Origin of the sequence: Fontibacillus panacisegetis, assembly GCF_900102215.1 — a bacterium.
GTDB classification, from domain to species: domain Bacteria; phylum Bacillota; class Bacilli; order Paenibacillales; family Paenibacillaceae; genus Fontibacillus; species Fontibacillus panacisegetis.
The window spans coordinates 1-18706 of sequence record NZ_FNBG01000036.1; the positions used below are offsets into that span (position 1 = coordinate 1).

19 protein-coding genes and 1 pseudogene are annotated in these 18706 nt (G+C 40.6%); 10 read left to right on the forward strand and 10 right to left on the reverse strand.

Annotation, left to right across the window (positions count from 1 at the left end):
• Window positions 1-589 precede the first annotated feature (589 nt).
• The 5 genes and pseudogenes from BLS49_RS21160 to BLS49_RS21180 form a co-directional block, all read right to left on the reverse strand.
• A complete protein-coding gene (locus BLS49_RS21160; protein WP_091235523.1) occupies window positions 590-1459 on the reverse strand; it encodes a cysteine ABC transporter substrate-binding protein in 870 nt (289 codons plus the stop codon).
• A gap of 19 nt (window positions 1460-1478) precedes the next feature.
• Window positions 1479-2234: an amino acid ABC transporter ATP-binding protein gene (locus BLS49_RS21165; RefSeq protein WP_091235525.1), complete on the reverse strand. Its 756-nt coding sequence runs from the start codon at window positions 2232-2234 to the stop codon at window positions 1479-1481.
• 21 nt (window positions 2235-2255) lie between these two features.
• Complete coding sequence (locus tag BLS49_RS21170) at window positions 2256-2933, reverse strand: amino acid ABC transporter permease (protein WP_091235527.1); 678 nt, start codon at window positions 2931-2933, stop codon at window positions 2256-2258.
• Entirely contained in the window at window positions 2914-3579 is a 666-nt protein-coding gene (locus BLS49_RS21175) for an amino acid ABC transporter permease (protein WP_091235530.1), read from the reverse strand. The genes BLS49_RS21170 and BLS49_RS21175 overlap by 20 nt, the downstream gene beginning before the upstream one ends.
• Window positions 3580-3903: 324 nt before the next feature.
• Window positions 3904-4095, reverse strand: a pseudogene (locus BLS49_RS21180) (prolipoprotein diacylglyceryl transferase family protein); the annotation flags it as partial.
• A gap of 157 nt (window positions 4096-4252) precedes the next feature.
• Between BLS49_RS21180 and BLS49_RS21185 the strand changes: the two are divergent.
• From BLS49_RS21185 to BLS49_RS21195, 3 genes are all read left to right on the forward strand, one after another.
• A complete protein-coding gene (locus BLS49_RS21185) occupies window positions 4253-4927 on the forward strand; it encodes a hypothetical protein (protein ID WP_091235533.1) in 675 nt (224 codons plus the stop codon).
• 5 nt (window positions 4928-4932) lie between these two features.
• Window positions 4933-5706 carry a hypothetical protein gene (locus BLS49_RS21190; protein ID WP_091235536.1) on the forward strand — a complete coding sequence of 258 codons (774 nt, stop codon included), beginning with the start codon at window positions 4933-4935 and terminating at the stop codon, window positions 5704-5706.
• 1482 nt (window positions 5707-7188) lie between these two features.
• Window positions 7189-8403: a sugar efflux transporter gene (locus tag BLS49_RS21195; protein WP_091235539.1), complete on the forward strand. Its 1215-nt coding sequence runs from the start codon at window positions 7189-7191 to the stop codon at window positions 8401-8403.
• Between the two features lie 122 nt (window positions 8404-8525).
• Here the strand turns inward: BLS49_RS21195 and BLS49_RS21200 are convergent, their stop codons facing one another.
• Both BLS49_RS21200 and BLS49_RS21205 read right to left on the reverse strand, forming a co-directional pair.
• The gene (locus BLS49_RS21200) at window positions 8526-9320 is read right to left on the reverse strand and encodes a sensor domain-containing protein (protein ID WP_091235542.1); all 795 of its coding nucleotides are present in this window, start codon (window positions 9318-9320) and stop codon (window positions 8526-8528) included.
• 218 nt (window positions 9321-9538) lie between these two features.
• The gene (locus BLS49_RS21205) at window positions 9539-10027 is read right to left on the reverse strand and encodes a MarR family transcriptional regulator (RefSeq protein WP_091235544.1); all 489 of its coding nucleotides are present in this window, start codon (window positions 10025-10027) and stop codon (window positions 9539-9541) included.
• Window positions 10028-10189: 162 nt separating this feature from the next.
• Between BLS49_RS21205 and BLS49_RS21210 the strand changes: the two genes are divergently transcribed.
• A complete protein-coding gene (locus BLS49_RS21210; protein WP_091235547.1) occupies window positions 10190-10933 on the forward strand; it encodes an NADPH-dependent oxidoreductase in 744 nt (247 codons plus the stop codon).
• A gap of 195 nt (window positions 10934-11128) precedes the next feature.
• Here BLS49_RS21210 and BLS49_RS21215 read toward each other — a convergent pair whose 3' ends face one another.
• Window positions 11129-11740: a DUF4352 domain-containing protein gene (locus BLS49_RS21215; RefSeq protein WP_091235549.1), complete on the reverse strand. Its 612-nt coding sequence runs from the start codon at window positions 11738-11740 to the stop codon at window positions 11129-11131.
• 358 nt (window positions 11741-12098) lie between these two features.
• Between BLS49_RS21215 and BLS49_RS21220 the strand changes: the two genes are divergently transcribed.
• Window positions 12099-12362: an AbrB/MazE/SpoVT family DNA-binding domain-containing protein gene (locus BLS49_RS21220; protein ID WP_091235551.1), complete on the forward strand. Its 264-nt coding sequence runs from the start codon at window positions 12099-12101 to the stop codon at window positions 12360-12362.
• Complete coding sequence (locus BLS49_RS21225; protein WP_091235555.1) at window positions 12359-12757, forward strand: type II toxin-antitoxin system death-on-curing family toxin; 399 nt, start codon at window positions 12359-12361, stop codon at window positions 12755-12757. The genes BLS49_RS21220 and BLS49_RS21225 overlap by 4 nt, the downstream gene beginning before the upstream one ends.
• A 379-nt stretch (window positions 12758-13136) precedes the next feature.
• Here the strand turns inward: BLS49_RS21225 and BLS49_RS21230 are convergent, their stop codons facing one another.
• Window positions 13137-13679: a DUF6155 family protein gene (locus tag BLS49_RS21230; RefSeq protein WP_091235557.1), complete on the reverse strand. Its 543-nt coding sequence runs from the start codon at window positions 13677-13679 to the stop codon at window positions 13137-13139.
• 101 nt (window positions 13680-13780) lie between these two features.
• Between BLS49_RS21230 and BLS49_RS21235 the strand changes: the two genes are divergently transcribed.
• The gene (locus BLS49_RS21235; RefSeq protein ID WP_175471501.1) at window positions 13781-14566 is read left to right on the forward strand and encodes a TOTE conflict system archaeo-eukaryotic primase domain-containing protein; all 786 of its coding nucleotides are present in this window, start codon (window positions 13781-13783) and stop codon (window positions 14564-14566) included.
• Between the two features lie 492 nt (window positions 14567-15058).
• On the opposite strand, the gene pyk is transcribed toward BLS49_RS21235, so the two are convergent.
• Window positions 15059-16489, reverse strand: coding sequence for a pyruvate kinase (gene pyk, locus BLS49_RS21240; RefSeq protein WP_091235559.1), 1431 nt, complete (start codon window positions 16487-16489; stop codon window positions 15059-15061).
• Window positions 16490-16600: 111 nt separating this feature from the next.
• On the opposite strand from pyk, the gene BLS49_RS21245 reads away from it, so the two are divergent.
• The 3 genes from BLS49_RS21245 (at window position 16601) to BLS49_RS21255 (ending at window position 18624) form a co-directional block, all read left to right on the forward strand.
• Complete coding sequence (locus tag BLS49_RS21245) at window positions 16601-17380, forward strand: helix-turn-helix transcriptional regulator (RefSeq protein WP_091235610.1); 780 nt, start codon at window positions 16601-16603, stop codon at window positions 17378-17380.
• 400 nt (window positions 17381-17780) lie between these two features.
• Window positions 17781-18041: a hypothetical protein gene (locus BLS49_RS21250; protein WP_091235561.1), complete on the forward strand. Its 261-nt coding sequence runs from the start codon at window positions 17781-17783 to the stop codon at window positions 18039-18041.
• Window positions 18028-18624: a hypothetical protein gene (locus tag BLS49_RS21255; protein ID WP_245742670.1), complete on the forward strand. Its 597-nt coding sequence runs from the start codon at window positions 18028-18030 to the stop codon at window positions 18622-18624. Before BLS49_RS21250 ends, BLS49_RS21255 begins: the two co-directional genes overlap by 14 nt.
• Window positions 18625-18706: the final 82 nt, after the last annotated feature.

Genomic DNA, 18706 nt, shown 5'->3' on the forward strand with positions numbered 1-18706 from the left:
ACAACTATGACGCTCAGGCGTCACCACCTAGAATGAAAATAATATACTCCAAATTTCCAAATTGCGCTTTTTCGAAATAGTACAGCTAGCTTATTCGTGAGAAGTCAGAGGATTGCAGATCGAACACAGTAGAGGAAAAAATCTCCTTTATTTTCGAAAATGAGATGATTTTAAGGAAAATAAAGGAATTATTTTCCTCTATCCTTACTGAAATTGCCCTAAAATGCGAAAAATCAGCGTGTAGCACCAAAATAGAGGAATTAAGTTCCTTTATTTTATGATCTTGAGCGAATCCTGATGGAATAGGGGAACCTTTTTCCTTTATTGCTACCGAAGTGTTGAAAAATGTAGGAATATTGTTTAGAATAGACTAGTTTGAAGAGAATCCTTAGAGAAAGCCTGCACATTTGCAGGAATTTCAGGAATTCCGCATCATGACACTATTACACATGAGATAAGGTCATAGAATGCGGCAGGATCAAGCGGTGCAGGGAGCGTCTTCCCTGCACCGCTATTTCTAGTTTTGAAGTAAACCTACTTTTGGGACAGCCCCCTCCCCAATACCTTTTCATATTTAGCTAAATGTATCCTATTCGAGCTTACCGCCTTCAACTACAAGCTCATCGGTATAACCCTCGCCATAAACCTCATTTAATGTTTCTTTATATGCTTGGTGAATAAACTGTTCTTTACCCAGGTTATCAAGCTCGGTATTAATCCAGTTTAGTAGCTCTGTATTCCCCTTGGCCACTGCTGGAGCGATCGTATCTTGGCCGCCAAAGGCTGGAATACTAACCGTGAAACCGGGATTGGACTTAGCCCATGCGATCAACTCTGTATTATCATTTGCAATTGCTGCACCGCGTCCATCTTTGAGCGCAGCGAAAATTTCCGTATACTGGTCAAATTTGAGCAGCTCGATTTCCGGGTATTCTTTTGTAAAATAAGTTTCTGCTGTCGTACCCTTAGCTACAATTAATCGCTGGCCTTTTTCTTTTAGCTGATCTATCGAAGTAATAGGCTCACTATCCGGTGACACAATTCCAAAGGACAGCTTCATATATGGATTGGCAAAATCAACTTTTTCCTTTCTCTCGTCGGTTACTGTAAAATTAGCCATTATAATATCGACCTTGTTGGATTCCAAATAAGCTACGCGGCTGGCTGCATCTACAAGTACGAATTCAACCTTCGATTCATCACCAAGGAGGTCTTTTGTGAATCGTTTGGCTATATAAACGTCAAAACCCTGATTCTTACCGTCAGAATCTACATAACCAAATGGCGGCTTATCAGCAAATACCCCAATCTTGATCTTGCCATTCTTTTTAATCTGCTCGATTGAATTAAATTTGGACTTGGATTCCCCGTTATTTCCGGAGCTTCCGCAAGCGGTTAACCCCATCAATAGCAAGCTCATGGTCAAGAATACAACTAATATGTTTCTGCTCTTCTTCATTCCTCTTCATCCCCTGTTTCTATAATTTTTCGTACTGAAATATATCCAGAAAGTGCTGTGCACGCTCTGTCTCTGGCCGGGTAAAAAATTGCGCCGCCGCCCTAATTTCACAAATTTTGCCCTGATCCATAAAGACAATAAAATCCCCTACGGATTTCGCAAATCCCATCTCATGCGTCACAATGATCATCGTCATCCCCTGGTTGGCGAGCTCTTGTATTACATCAAGTACTTCCCTGACCATTTCGGGATCAAGCGATGCTGTCACTTCATCAAATAAAATAATGTCCGGATTCATACATAAAGCTCTGACAATCGCAATTCTCTGCTTCTGCCCCCCGGATAGCTGTCGTGGATAGGCATCCTTACGATCAAGCAATCCGACCCGATCAAGTAATTGTTCAGCTTGCTGAAGCGCTTCTGTCTTATCTCTCTTCTGCACCTTCAAAGGTCCTAGCAGAATATTATCGATTACCGTCATATGTGGAAATAAATCATAATTCTGAAACACCATGCCGATATGCTGCCTTATTTCGCGCCAATCTACCTGATCTTCGGCAAGATTACGACCGAGATATTGGATTTCGCCTCCTTGAACCGATTCCAGTCCGTTAAGACATCGCAGGAATGTGCTTTTGCCGCATCCTGATGGACCTAGAATGACGATCACCTCCCCTTTTCTTACCCGTAAATCAATTCCTTCCAATACCTTTCGATCCCCGTAGCTTTTCTGCAGGTTTTTTATTTCAAGCAGCAGTTCTCTTGAATCCCCCATAAATAACGTTCCTTCCCATCGCTAATTTTGCCATCTGCGCTCAAAACGTCTGGAAATGATTGATAACGGATAACATACGAGAAAATATAAAATAAAAATAAAGCCATATACCCAAAATGATGCCGAAGGTGCTTTAATCACACCCAATTCAATAATCTGTTGTCCGATTTTCACAACCTCAATTACTCCGATTAATACAACAAGGGATGTCGTCTTCACCATACGTGTCGCTAGATTGATCGAGCCTGGCAGCATTCTTCGTACAGCCTGCGGAATCAAGATGTAGCGATAAATTTGTCCGCTGCTCAGACCTAATGCCTTAGCGGATTCCATTTGATGCTTCGGCATAGATTCTAATGCACCACGTACGATGTCCCCAATCTCCGCTGCGCCCCATAAGCTGAACACAAGTATAGATGTCACTTCTCCACTGATATGAATATCAAACAAAGGTGTGAAGCCAAAATAGACTACATAGAGCCAGACCAAAATCGGAATAATTCGGAACAGCTCAAGATACAAGCGCAAAATAAATCTAAGAAACTTTAACTCTATCGTTCTAAGCAGTCCCATGAATAGGCCTAATATCGTTCCGAGTACAATGGAGATAAACGAAATTTCAATCGTTACGAGCAAGCCCCCCAGCAATCGTTCCATATTGGAGCCTTCAAACAACACCTCAATCCCCAAATTCTGCATATCTCACCTTCCTTTCTACCCACGACAGCACAATAGACAAAGGCAAGATCAAAATAAGATAAGACACAACGAGAAGCGTCAGAGATTCTGCTGTTTTGTAGTGCATACCAATCAGGTCTTTTGCCACATTCATTAGATCCATTAACGCGATCGCGCCAACAATCGAAGTCTCTTTTAACAGGAAAATGGCATTGGCTCCCAATGAAGGAATGCTGATCGCATACGCCTGTGGAAGAATTACATATCTCGCAAGTTGAACCTTGGATAACCCAATGCTAAGGCCGGATTCAACTTGCGACTTGCTCACCGCCTCAATCCCGCTGCGGAAAGCCTCCGTCATATAGCTTCCGCCAAGAAATGTCAGTCCGACTATTGCACAAGCTACCTCACTCATGTGAATTCCGATTTTGGGTAAGCCATAATATAAAAAGAACAATTGAACTAATAACGGAGTATTCCTCGATAGCTCGACATAAGCAACAATCACACCCGAGATCACCGGTAACTTATAATGCAAAACAACACTAAACAACAATCCCAAAACAAGTGAAAAAAGTGTTCCCCAGAAAGCTAACTTCACCGTCAACCACATGGCGTCCCCATAAAGGGGCAAGCTTTCAACAATAAACTCCCAGTCAAAATTCATAAGCACAGCCCTTTATTGTTCATTAATTTATGTAAGCCATGAAAAATAATAAATTCTATTCCTAACATTAATCACTGTATTCACACTATTTAACTAGGTATTAAATTATTGTTTTAAATCTTATAGCAACCTTACGTATCACGATATGATTTTATTCACATTATTCTTATTTAATAACTATGGATTGAAATTGATGACAATAATAATTAGACAACTGAATAAATATGTAATACCTAATTCATAATTCACTTCTATTCTCATCCATACATAAAAAAAAGCCGTCCTGTCCAGTTTAGACAAGAGGCTTTTGTTTTGATGACTTGATCAATTATAAATACGCGTCGTTCTATTCTGGTATTGTAACAGAAACACCATAAGACTGGTCCCCAGAACAATAAAGAGTGCGATTAATTGCGAGGTAGATAGTAAACCGACTTGACCTCGAATAATATCCCCTCTGTAAAATTCAATTATAAATCTACCAAGACTGTAAAAGATTAAATAGACGCAGGCAACTAGTCCAAAAAAAAACGTTGCGGAGAACCCCGAACATTTTTTCGTTTACAATTCCATTTAAGTAATATATTGTAAAGTTAGGTTCTAATTAACTCTAATTAAATAAGGAGGGTTAGTTAATTTTGTAAGTTACCTAATATAAGGGAGGAATAGGAGTATGTTTAAAGCTAAATTTCCAAAGTCTAAACGAACATTTTTAAGTGTTTTTGCAGTTGGGGTACTTTTTTTCACAACCATGAATGTTCATAGTTATGCAGAATCTGAAAAAAAATTAGGTAAAATTACTGAAGGTAATTATGTTGTTTCAACAAGCGTTGATGACGAAACAGGACTACCCTCATCTGGATTACCAACATATTATCAAGGGACCCCCGGCATGGTTCAACCATATCTTGCGTCAGGAAATATTATTTGGAATGATGCAGGCTACTATGGATCCAGTTATGTAGTAGACAAAGCAATTTCCGAAGGAGAATCAATAGCATCAAGGTTATTTGTAAAATATCTAACTAGTTCTTGGGCAAAAGCTGCTAGTTATACCTGGGGAACATCTAACTCCGCTGCATGGACTTACTCTGGCAGCGCTACGTTTGATATCGCGAACAAAGTTAAAGTCCAACTGGGTCTTTCAACAACGAGAACAACAACATACAGTGTAGCCATTAATATACCAGCAGACAGTTCGAGATTTAGTAAACTTGGTTTCGCAAGTGACTACTTCACACAATACTATTATTGGACAAAAACAGTCGATGGTACTCTAGTTGATTCGGAACATGAATATATTAGAACACCTTTAGCAGATTCCTATTTAATTGTGTATTATCAATAATAATTATGGGTAAGATACTTAAACTCTTAGTTGTTATTTCATTCATTATGACAATACTTATTGCTTGTTCAGAGAAAACAAAATTATCAAACCGTACAGAATTCTTTGCTTGGATGGATGCTTATATTGCAGTAGAAGAAAATGTGGCAAACTCAATTGCTATCACTATGTTTTTTGAGAAAGCCCCCTATGATTTTAAAGAAATTTCCAATATCTCGTTTGTTGGTATTCAAGATAAAGTAAAAATTGATGAATTTCAATTTACTCAAAACCAACAGCCCAACTTGAAATACTCATCATATGGAATCACTCTAAATTACAAAGCTATAAAAAAAGGAATATTTCAGACATCAGGCATTATTATTACCTTGAAATCTAACGAGAAAATTCAATATCCAGTGGGTGACTGGACGTTCGACGTGGGTACATCAGATGCAGGTAATGTGAATACTTGGAACTCCCCAATAGCTAGCTCGAATGGAAAACAATTCCCTTATCAGTACTCTTTAAATAATTCTTTGGGTTTAATTAAGAAAATGTATTATGGAAATGGATTATTTATTGAAAAAGCAGAAGGAATAAATTTAAAAGGCACAATACGCCTAGAAGAGCATTATTCTTCTCCTATCGTCTATATTAAGACAAAGATTATCTATTCTGAAACCGAACAAGAATATTCTAATTATGGAAAAGGTACTTATTGTGGTGCGTACAATATTTCAGAGGACATAATTGAAAAATCGAAAGAGCATAATAGATTGGAGACTAATCCAAATTAGAGAGATTAATAAACTCAAAGCGACATGAGAACTAAATTATCAATTCACAACTACAGAAATCTAACTTGAACCGCTAGTCTCTTTTATGACTAGCGGTAATTTATTGCCTATAATTTCTATTTGTACTATTAGATTTTCTATAAACGAGATACGGAAAAGTAAGCATCTAATAGCCCCCACCTAGTTAGATAGAGCTTGATATAATTGAATTATCACGGTGTCAAAAAAAAATAATTTGTTAGACTCGGAAAATTAAGTTGTAGACTGGTAAGCCGCTAAGCTCTAGATTGTTCCTTTCGGAAGCGTTCAATTCGGCGTGATCGTTAGTCTTACGACGTCGTCGGCCAACTGCGAGGCGAAGTTATACTTGCCTCATCAGTCTAATACTTTATTTTCTTCTGACACTTCCTGATAGTCCTACTTCAACGGTTATAAACACTGAGTCTAAAACTTATTTTTGATAAGCTACTGATTTTCGCGGTTAAAAACCACGATATATAAACAATTTCAGTCTACAACTTCATTTTCTTCAAACATTAGCTACCCTCCATTTGTTTAAAACCCCTACTTTCTATGAGCTTATTATAGACTATTACTAAATATGTTAAGAAAAGAGAGTTACCCAAATTCTATTCTAGCGGCTGCGACTATTACCAAACTTAATAATACAAACCTCACAACCTACAAAAATAAAAGGAAGTTGAACGATGTTACTCCATTCAACTTCCCGACAACTAACTATAGACTAACAATCTCTTACCCGGCTAATTGATTTTTACTTTTTTTAAATGCATAAGCTATCCCCTATTAATGGCATAGATATATATGACCATCATTTGAATAATAAATTTATTAATAATATTATACTATATTTTTCCTATTACTATCGATATCTTATTGTTGTTGCTTCAGAAAAGATAAAACCTAAGTCCTATACTTCCAAAGTGGGGATAGATACGACCTGAGGGTGATTGAGTATGTGACCAGGATAAATAGTAATGTATCGAAGATATCTCTTAGATTACTGCTGGCTTACAACCTCAAAGTTTATGGCGCCCATATAACGGAATGAGTAATTAAGAAGAGAGTATTACTCTTTTTCAGTAGAAAAAGGTAAAAAGGATAGGCGATCATAGTCGATCGCCTATCCTTTTTAGGACCTCATGATACGTTTTTGGAAGCAAAATTTTGCCTCTGGTTATTGGAAGCATATTCTTGCCGATGCGGCAAAATTTTGCTTCAAGTCACAGTAAACAAGCATGCGGGCGGTGTTCATGATGGTGGAGGCGAGGGGAGTCGAACCCCTGCTTTGCATATAACCAAATGTGGACTAGCGAGTAATCTTATATCCATAGAACAGTCACACCTTTAGCCAAATAGTTAAGGTTTTAGCTAAATAGGATATATATTATTGCTGTCATTTTCAAGTATACTATAGCCGGATTGATTATCTTAACAAATATAGAGGAGTAACTTCACATCATGCTCAAACGACTCACCGAACTATTTTCGATTCCTTCGTATGCCTTACTCTTTTTATGTATGTTACTGCAGGGGATGGGTGTTTCACTCAGTGCCCCTTTTTTATCCATCTATTTCACAGAACAGCTTGGCGTATCTGTCGGAATGTTTGGTATTTTTCTAGCAGTCACGTTAATTGCCGGGATATGGATTAGTACATTAACCGGGAGACGCTCCGATCGCGGCTTGAATCGCAAAAACATTTTTCTAATTGCCACGCTCTGTAATGCTCTGGCTTATGGTGGGTACTTGCTCATCCAGGATTTTACGATCCTGTTCATCTACATGACTGTGTTCACCGCCCTTGGTGCACCAGGGATGCCTCAATTATTCGCCATTTCTAGAGAAGCAGTGAGTAAGAGCAACTTTACGGACCATGCATTTGCTAATTCTACCTTACGTTCTGCTTTCTCTCTCGGCTTTATCACAGGACCTTTAATCGGTACTTTGCTAATCGCTGCTGTTGGGTTTAGGGGGATTTTCTCGGGCACGATCGGAGTGTTTCTGCTTGTTGCCTTACTTATACTCCTATTCCTCAAATCAAATATAGAGCTGAAGAGCAATAATGCCGAGGTAAAATCAACAAACTTCCAACTAGTTCAGAACCGTAATATTCTGCTTCCGTTTCTAATTCTGATATTCATGTATGTGGCTCACTGGATGAGCAGCATCAATACGGCCCTCTTTATTACAAACAATCTAGGGGGAACGACAAGCGATGTCGGTCTAGTCAGCAGTATTTGTGCTGCGTTGGAAATTCCTTTTATGATTATGCTCGGTCTACTTAGTGCAAAGTACAGTAACCGGACCTTGATGATGTGCGGGGCCATTCTAGGAGGCGCTTATTATCTCGTTGTCATTATCTCAGGAGCGATGTGGCAGATGCTTGTAGCTCAAATTCTGCTTGCTGTTTTTGTTGCCGTCATCTCAGCGATTGGCATTAGTTACATTCAGGAACTGCTTCCAAGCATGCCTGGTTATGCATCCACGCTCTACTCGAATTCATCTACAATCGGCAGACTGATTGGTAGTCTTGTTGGTGGGGGATTAGCCAGTCTTATAGGATATCGGTACTCTTTTGTGTTCTGTTTTATACTCATCATTATTTCTCTAATCTTACTTGTGGTTAGCGAACGACACTCTGTACATGAACCACAACACGATCGTTTTCAATGAATTCGATTTTACGGAAATAACGGGTCACATTCTGTTTATCATTTGTCACTTTGACCTCACCATTCATTTGATCATTTCCTGACGATACGCATCAAGTAGTGGAATACAAAAAAAGAGAGCTTCTAAAGCTCTCTATAGGCTGGCTGCATCATCCCTTGAGTGGGTTGATCCTCTGGGAAGTCATAATATTGCGACTGAACCGGTGCATGTACTTGTGATTCCACTGGCACTGACGGCTGCTGATATGGCTCATCCACATACATGATTCTGCGCTGAATTTGCATGAGCCCATTCACGACGCGAAGCGCGATCCAAAAAAGTACAAGACCAATGCCTACGTACAGCATATATTGCTGATTATAGGTCCAATCTATATGAAAATAACTAAACAAGGTATTCTCTAAAATATCAAGCTGCATTTCATTCATCAAAATGATATGCACGACTGGAAGAGCAATAAATCCTAGTCCCAGGGAAATTACCGTTACCATAATAACAAAGAATACAATGCCTGTTACAAATCTTTGTAATATGAGCAGCAGATTTCGAATGAATAGCCCACCGTCAAAACCTCTCACCATGCGCTTCAACCAGTTCTGCCCAGCTTCAGACTGTCGATTGTAGGTATACGAAACAGGAGGGGGAGTAGGTAAGCCCAAAATTTGTCTAATCATGCTTTGTTCAAAATTCACAATCCCATTCAGCAGCTTGGCTACTCCAAAAAACAGTGGTATTCCGATAAATATTGGAGTTAAACCGATGGATAGTGCAAGCCCCGTTATCGCTACTGTAAAATAGATAATCCCTAACGGGAGAGATAGCAATAAATAGAGGATCGTTGCATAGGTTTTTGGATTAAAAAGCACCCAATTCACCTTACCTGTCCGCGCCTTCGCAGTCGCTTCCATTGTCTTCATATTCAAACACTCCTTTGGCTTCATAAGACACGATCTGAGTTATAAATCCATTATATCCGCCTTATTCGACTGACATAACCGTCTTAAGAGGGATCTGAAGCTAGACTTTAGACTAGGGACTGGTCGATTTCTCCGCTAAAAGCCTTCCCGAAATTTACGAAATTCGTTGGTAGTTACATAGAAAAAGTAATAGGTACAAAGAACACTTAGAACTTTGGCTACCGCAGGCTAGCCAACTTCTCCAGAAAGTCTGCCACGATTTCCAACGACGCAGCGTCGAAACTTGTTAACAATTCCATCGATTTTTGATCCTGCTCCTGATGGAATACCCGATGCAGTTCGGCCAATTCGGTGCCGAGCGAAGTCACTGAGAAATAAATTTCTTTCAGGTTGTCCGGCAGCCGCGTTTTCGAAATCAGGTCCTGATCCAGCAATTTGCGGGTAATTTTGGAGACGGCGCCCTTTGTTATCCCCATATCGCGAGCGATATCGACCCCTTTAATGCTTTCATGCGCATTGATCACGTCCAAAACGTGCAGGCTTGAGACGGATAGGCGGGGCAGCAGCTTCTTTAGCCGGACATCGGAGATGCGCCCTACGAGCCAAAGCCGATCCTGGTCCTCGTCGGTTTTGCTGATGAGGATCCGGTACATGGATTTTTCGATGCGGTTTTTGAGCTGAAGCAAGTCATCATTCATATCTGGCATAAGGCAAGCCTACCTTTTTTCTTTTTATTATACCATGGTTTCCGAGGAAACCATTTGACAAAATATTCTCTCCTTGTTATTATGGTTTCCATGGAAACAATTTAATTATACACCTGTCTTCTGAGACTTCTACAAAAAACTAACTATTTGGAGGGAATCTAAATGAATGAGGTCTTGCAAGTGATCCGCCAGCATCGCTCCATCCGTAAGTTTAAAAATATTCCGTTGACTGGCGAGCAAGTCGATGCCATTGTCGATGCAGCGCAAATGGCACCGACCTCGGCGCATATGCAGCCGTTCTCGATCATCGGCGTTACCGATCAGGGACTGCGGAAGAAGATCGCGGTGCATTCGAAAAATCCGTCGATTGAAGAATGCGGGTACTTTTTTATTTTTTGCGCCGATCTTCATCGGATGATGTTGGCCGCCGGCCCGGAGCAACAAGAAAAAATGGGTCGTAATCTGAGCTTTTCGTATTTTTACCAAACCGCTGTGCTGTGTGCCGCGCTCGCCCTGCAAAATGCCAATGTGGCGGCGGAATCGATGGGGCTCGGAACCGTGATTATCGGCGGAATTAATGAGGCCCTGCCGGCACTGGACGAATGGCTTGGCCTGCCGGACTTCGTCATTCCTTTGGTCGGTCTTGCAGTAGGCGTTCCCGACGAGCTCCCCGAGCAAAAGCCGCGGTTGCCTCGGTCTGCCGTATTTTTTGAAAACCGGTATGATCCCGATCTTAAAGCAAAGGTCGAAAAATATGACCAGGAAATAGAGGAGTACTACGGCGCGCGAACGAATAACAAACAAAAGGCTAGCTGGTCCGGAAAATTCATCGCCATGTTGGATAAGGATTTGCCGTTGGGCGGATATACGGAATACGTAAAAAGCAAAGGATTTGATTTAAAATGAGGATCATGTATAAGAGCTGAAACGCAAAATCCACAACCGGATTCGGTTGTGGATTTAACATTATGGAGGCGAGGGGAGTCGAAACTTAGCTAGGGACGCAGGTTTCTTTGAAGCGATAGAATTCTCAAAGAAACCGCAAGCCCTAGGGGAAAACCCTTACGCTTGCGGTTTCTTTCATACTAGTGGCAACTTCAACTATCTTAAATTAATAGTGGCCTTGTTCTCATCTTTTGCCAGCTTTAGAATCAAACTATCTTCTGATTTAGCTACTGTGTCAGGAACTTCCATTACAACAAATCCGGTTTTTGAAGATAGCGGCTTAATACTTTCTTTGCTAAGGTCTTTATCTATCATCGTGATCGTATATGTATACTCATATTTGTCCTGAAATAGCGCCTTCATTTCGACTCCGCCAATCATTGACGTAAAGTTGTCTGCTTCCGTTCCTTGATTAGTAACCGTATAGTTTAAAATTAAAAACTTATTGCCCTCGTCCGCACTAGAAGAAAAATATTCATCACTGACTTTTTGATTAAATTCAAACGAGTCCAGCACAACTTCCCAATCGCCCAAATTGAACTTGTCCCCTACTTTGTTGACAACCTCTTTCGGCTCTTCAGGCTCCTTAGTCGGTTCTGTTGTAACAGCGTCATCTGTTTGCTCATTATTTACGTTCTCTGCAGGGCCTTGATCCTTTACAGAAGTATTAGCATTTTGCGTTCCTGTTGATGTAGACGCAGCACCTCCACATGCAGTAACCAGTAATAACAGTGCCAAAAGTAAAATTCCCAAACTTGTCTTTCTCAAAACTTTCTCCCCCTTTTCTACATATTACCACATATTACGAGCTTTTTAGTCCCTAAGTTTCATTTTTCTCAATATTTCGCCTTTCTTCCGTCCCAAATTTGTTAGTCACTACCTTAACGTAATTTTGCCACTTCCTATTTCATCAAAAATAAAAAGTTGCTCTGACGCTACCGTAGCAGGGAGTATGTCACATCTCGACCAAGGGACCATAAGTATTCTTTGTTTGTTGATTATTGAGAGGGCTTCATTTATTTGTTTTGTATGTAAAAGGAAACTAGTTATTATTTTCGTTGAATATCAAATCAAAAATTGTATAATTGTTATAACAGTTGAATATATTGATAAGGAGGATTTCCGAATGAATAGGGTGGTGGAAATGGAACGCAAAGTGACTAAGTTTGGGAACAGTTTGGGCATAACCATGACCGATGCACTCAAGCAAATCGGCTTGAGTCAGGGAGATAGCGTCCAAATCGATGTTAACCAGACCACTGGTGAAATTATTATTAAAAAATCGACAAAAGTAGTATTGCCCAATGGGATTAGTAAAGATTTCATGGATACGCTGTCCAACGTAATTGATGAGTATGACCAGACATTACAAGGTCTGAAAGATCGATGAACAAAGTACGTTATTTGTCCGTAGAAGAAGTCATAGCCATTAATATTGCCATGATTCAGCGATATAGTCCAGGTGAACAAACAGGTGTTAAAGAAGCAGGGCTGCTTGAATCAGTCGTCCTTCGCCCCAAGTCCTCTGCTTTTGGTGAGGATGCCTACCCCAACGTTTATGAAAAATCAGCCGCACTGTTTGAGTCTTTAGGGCAAAATCATCCCTTCCACAACGCTAACAAACGCACTGCCTTTACGGCTCTGGTCATATTTCTACGTTATAATGGCTTGCAGTTTAAAATGCATACCAAGTATGCCGAAGACCTCACAGTAGACATGGTAAACCACAAATACACATTGGAGGAATTGGCCGTAATCATTAAAAGGCATTGCGTAATTATTTAATCAAATGAGGACGTAAAAAAACGACCAGTTAAGGTCGCTTTTCTGCTACTATATATGGAGGCGAACCGCATCTTGGACACCTCCGGTTAAATGATTACCATTATTACAGTAGGTTTGTAACTTCTAAACCAGAGTCAGACCTCCGCCCGATCGCTGGAGTTCTTTTATAAAGCGGTAGCCTTCCAGAAATCCAGCCACAAAAGCTTCCTCTTCTTCGAGACCCTGTTCTGTGCTCATAGCCTCCTCCAATTTGCTAGATTTAACAGACTCTGGTTCATTCATGACTAGCAAGCTCAGTGCGATTTCTGGCTACATTGTAAGTAATCTCAAATTTTTGCCCAGTGGCAATCCTTACGGTTAAATAATTCATCCGTATACGCTACTCAAGGTCTTCTTCATCCATATGTCCTAAATAGACACTATACAAATCTATCATATCAAATCCAAAACCCCAGCCAATATTCAGACTTCTCTGCATCAATTTGTTGCATCGATCTACAAATTTCTCTTCTAATTGATTGTCTACAATATGCTTTAAGGCTTGTTCATATATGCTTGCTATAGTATGGTAGAATTTCTGACCAATGTCTCCAAATGAAAGCGTGAAGTCCACTCCACATTCCACTGTAAAAACCATTATTTCTGCAATTTGCTCCTTGTTGTTTGAAACATTACTGAAGTCCTTAATTGCTTTCTTTATAATCGGGTATCGCAAAATCTCTCCCTTGCGGTATCCAAATTCCTTCTCAATAATTTTCTTGTACTTGCTTAAGACCTCAACTTGATCAGGAAATAACACTGAAAAATAATGCTCTTGAATGATCGGGTATTTTTTGGCCAAATTCAAGACTTCAGCCTCAAGCTCTTCCTTCGTAAGATTGTTCAGATGCTTTTTAATGGTTGAGTTTCTTAATTTTGGCATTATAATCTCCTTAATTCGGTTATTATTACTCTGTAGCTTACAAGGTATAATATAAATAAAACGCGAGGAACAATCAATGGACAAGCACGAATGAACAAATAATGTCTTATTCTACCTCCCCGGCAACAGAAAGCAAAGAGACAACTGTTAGAGAAACTAATATTTACCGGTACTCTACCGTAGAGGACAAGCTCGCCCTGTATAAAAGTTATTTTCGCGGCAGAGAAGATGTATACCCGATACGCTGGAGCAACAAGCAAGGCAAGTCCGGATACTCGCCCGCCTGCGCCAATGAGTGGACTTCCGTTTGCGAGAAACCCCGGGTGAAATGCTCATTTTGCAAACACCAGAGCTTCATGCCCCTTACAAGCGAAGTGCTGTCAGCCCATTTAGATGCAAGAAAAGACCGGACGATTGGCATCTATCCAATGCTGCCGGATGAAACCTGCTGGTTTTTAGCCATGGATTTTGACAAACATGATTGGAAGCAGGATGTTACTGCCGTGATGGAGCTATGTAAAAGCCACGAATTACCTGCACTGTTAGAGCGCTCACGCTCTGGCAATGGGGGGCATATCTGGATTTTCTTCAGTCATAATATTGAGGCTGCGACTGCCAGAAGATTTGGGATGACTTTGCTGAGTTTAACCATGAACAAAAGATATCAGATCGGCATGGAATCCTATGACCGCCTGTTCCCCAATCAGGATACGCTACCCAAAGGCGGATTTGGCAAGATGAACGAAGACGAGGTGAAGCAATTTATATCAAGCACAGGGAACGTGGTGAAGAAATCCAATTCAAAAAAGCAACCTCTGAATAATTATTTATTTCTATCATTTCGTCCTCCCTTTTTCAAAGTTTTCTTGAGCACTCGTATGGCATAATAGACATCTTACATAATTTCGCCAAAAAAACATTTTATCCTTCCGTATTATTTCCAAGTAAGTATGAATTCGATGATTCCCGCTGTATCCAAACATAACACTAAGAAATCAATAAATAGGCTTCCCCTTGCAGTTCCTGTACATAGCAAAAGACACCCTCGTAACAATACTCTCCCTCAGTAAAAGAAAGCGCATGATGGAGTGTCCGGCATCAGATAGGTGGTCGCTATATGTAGGTCGGAACGGCTGGATTCGAAGAACAATCAAAAGAAAAAACCGGAGACCTCCCCTCAGGCCCCGGGCTTGCTCACTACTTATCGATAAACCCTCTCCCAAAACGAATACCCGCGCGACATCGCTCTCTGCGCGCCGTTCATCTTAACATATCTTGCTTGAATGGTTGGGAAGAATATCTCATCGACAGCCCTATCGTCATATTTTTGGTCTATTGCCTACTTCATAAGTAGATTATGGGCAACGAAGCTTTTCCACTTAGGCCTGCCTGGACGATATTTGCTGGATTTTGATTAAATTGGTGCTTCCGGATTTACCGATGGGAACGCCGGCTGATATAACAACGAAGTCCCCGTCTTTCAATAATCCTGTCTTGCAGCTGTTTTCTATAGCGGATGCAAACATTTCATCCGTTGATCGCACCTCACTACCCATCACGGGTATAACACCCCACATCAAGCATAGTTTCATCATCACATGGGGATGCCGTGTGATTGCAATAATAGGTGCTTTAGGCCGGTATTTTGAGACCATTCGCGCAGTAAATCCGCTTTCAGTCGGCGTAATAATCGCTTTGGCGTTTAATTCCAGCGAAGAGCTAGCCGCGGCTTGACTGATGATTTCAGTAACGTTAGCAGACTTCATTATTTTGCGCAGAGCAAACTGCTCAGAATAATCGATACTCGTCTCAGCTTTTTCAGCAACCGTTGCCATTGTGCGTACAGATTCGACAGGATATTTCCCAGCAGCAGTTTCGCCTGAAAGCATCAATACATCCGCCCCCTGTAGCACGGCTGTAGATACATCGCTGACTTCCGCGCGGGTCGGCCTTGGGTTAATCTGCATAGACTCAAGCATATGAGTGGCTACAATAACTGGTTTCCCTACGGTGTTGCACTTCACAATGATTTCACGCTGTACAAGCGGAACTTCTTCGACTTGAATTTCAACGCCCAGGTCACCTCGGGCTACCATGATACCATCAGATACCTCGATGATCCCGTCTAAATTAGCGACTCCTTCTTCATTTTCTATTTTGGAAATAATTTGTATATGTTCGGCATTTCTTTCTTTTAAAATTCTTCGGACTTCTAAAATATCTTCGACCTTTCTTACAAAGGATACCGCAATAATATCGATCCCGTTTTCCAGTCCGAACATGATGTGGCGAACATCTCTCTCCGTAATGCCCGGCAACGTTGTTTTTACTCCCGGCAGATTTACGCCTTTTCTCGGTTTTAAAGTGCCTCCATTAAGTACTTTGCAATTAATTTCCGATCCGCTTATATAATTGACTGTTAACTCAATCAGCCCGTCATCGATTAGGATACATGAGCCAGGCTTCAGGACATTCGGCATGTCCTCGTAGTTAACGGGTATTCTTTTTGAATCGCCGAGTACCTGTTCTGTAGTCAGGATAATTTCATCATTGATCGACAATTCGATGGCTGATTCTTTAAATTTTCCGATTCTTATTTCTGGTCCCTTGATATCTAGCAGAACTGGAACAGAAACATTCATTTCTTTCGATGCAGCTCGAACTTTTCGTATTCTTTCGCTGTGCTCTTCTAGTTCACCATGAGCCATATTCAGTCTTGCAATATTCATGCCTGAACGGATCATCTCTTTTAATACCGGAAGCGATTCGCATGAAGGTCCCATCGTACATAAAATTTTAGTTTTTTGCATACATCTATCTCCTTTACCGTTTGCTATATTCTATTCAAGATAAATTTATATTTCCATTTAATCTAGTACTATAGATGGAGTATAGTACGGAAAGGTGTGTGCGAAGTGTTAATGATTCAAAGACTGCGTATTGATAATGAGCAGGAATGGAATAAGGAAAACCAACAGACTGTTCTAAACGATTTCTATTTCAGTTTAGTTACTTATGGCAAGTGTGTTTATTGGGTGAATGATCAGAAGATCATTATGGATAAAGGAGGTATTCTTCTAATACCTCCTGGCAATTCTTTTAAATGGAAATATATCCCCACTGTTTTCCACTCCAAGTATGTAGTGGAGTTCAATACAAAGCAGGACTTCACAAGTTTGCCTTTGATAATGAAAGACAGCCATACACATCTTCAAGCGGGATGTTTCAGCATTTTACATGAGAAAATGAAGATAATAGGAAGCCAGTGGACTGAAAAAATGCCGTATTATGAAGTCTATGCATCATCCGTATTCACCGAGGTGCTCATTCATATTAATCGTGAACTGGACAGAGGCCCAGTAACTCCTGATAAGTACAGGTATGCAGAACTTATGAAAAACTATATACGTGAGAATTACCGAAGCAAAATAACTAAAGAAGATCTGGCCGATGTGATACAAAAAAGTCCTAATTACACAGCGACACTGTTCAGCAGCGTTACAGGTCAGACTATAAGCGAATATGTCCATTCGATCCGGGTAAAAAAAGCGCTCTATATGCTGGAAGAATCCCAGTTTACTGTTGCTGAACTGTCTGAATTTTTAGGATACAGTGACGTTTCTTATTTCAGCAGGGTTTTCAAACAAATTATCGGTGTATCGCCTTCTGACTACGCACATCATAAATTGATTTATCTGTAGCGCTCTTGGCTTTAGGTATTTGAAAAGCTGCATTCGAGGGCAGAGCATCCATCAGGGCTTTTTGTCATGAATTGCGTTTGGAATTGTATACTGTACCATTTGGTTCAGCAGCCCGCCAAATACCAAGCAAAAAAAGATGAGCCGTTCAAACTGAGACTGTAACGCTTCAAAAGAACCTGCTCGAAACAGCCAGACAGATCAAAAATATTCAGCACGATCGCCAATGGCGTTACCAACTCGACCTCGGCAAACTAAAGGAACTTTGAAGCCCAAATTTTAAAGCTGAAGCATCTCTTAATTAGTCACGGTTTTGATGTCACCCTGGCAGTGCCCATTCAAACCATGGTTAAACTTCACAGGTTCGTTTATAATGGTACTATCGAATGAATGGAGGGATCACATGCGAAAACTTTCTCTTCAAGATATTCAAAGCAGGTTAAGCAAAAGTAATCCTGATGTGAATCTCGCTGTTGCAAAATTTCGAGATATGACGATCGAACAGGGCTGGTCCTTATCCCGTAATCGCCCAAGATCTGCAGACGAAATAAAAGCTTTAAATTATATAGCCAGGATTACTATTCTAAAAGGCATCCGATCAGGCACCATTGCTTACGATAAAGAAAAGAGGGTGCTTCGTATTGAGAAATATGCAAAAGGCTAAAGAAGCCCTTGAACAACTTCACGACAAATCAAAGTTTGAAAAATTGATCCAAACAGCTGCAATCATTACAGAACTACTTCTTCCTCACGACATCCGCCCCATTATCGTTGGAGGCCTTTCCGTAGAAATCTACACCTTGAATGGGTATACCACTCAGGACATTGATTTTGTCTTGAACGGTTATGACTTAGCTAGTGAAGTTTTTGCTTCATTAGGCTTTGTAAAGCTGGGGAAAAATTGGGTTCATGCAGACCTTGGTGTTTCAGTTGAAATCCCATCAAATTTCTTAGCGGGGGACTATGATAAAATAACGGAACTATCCATAGCTGATAGAACTGTTTATATCATCGGACTCGAGGATATTATCCTAGACCGCTTACGAGCCGCTGTTCACTGGAAATCAGGCGAATCTCGTGAATGGGGATACCGTATGCTGCTTATGTACTTCGAAGAGCTAGATTTGGAATATATTCAAGGACGCTTCGAACATTCCCTTGAAGAGAATGAGTTTAATCTGTGGATTAATGAAGCCATACAAGAAAAAGCCCTGATTGCGGACAAAGAAAAAGACACCGATCACTAGGTCAGTGCCTTTTCTGCATATGGAGGCGAGAGGAGTCGAAACCCTGTCCGAAGGCAACGCCACACAGGTGTCTACGGGTGTA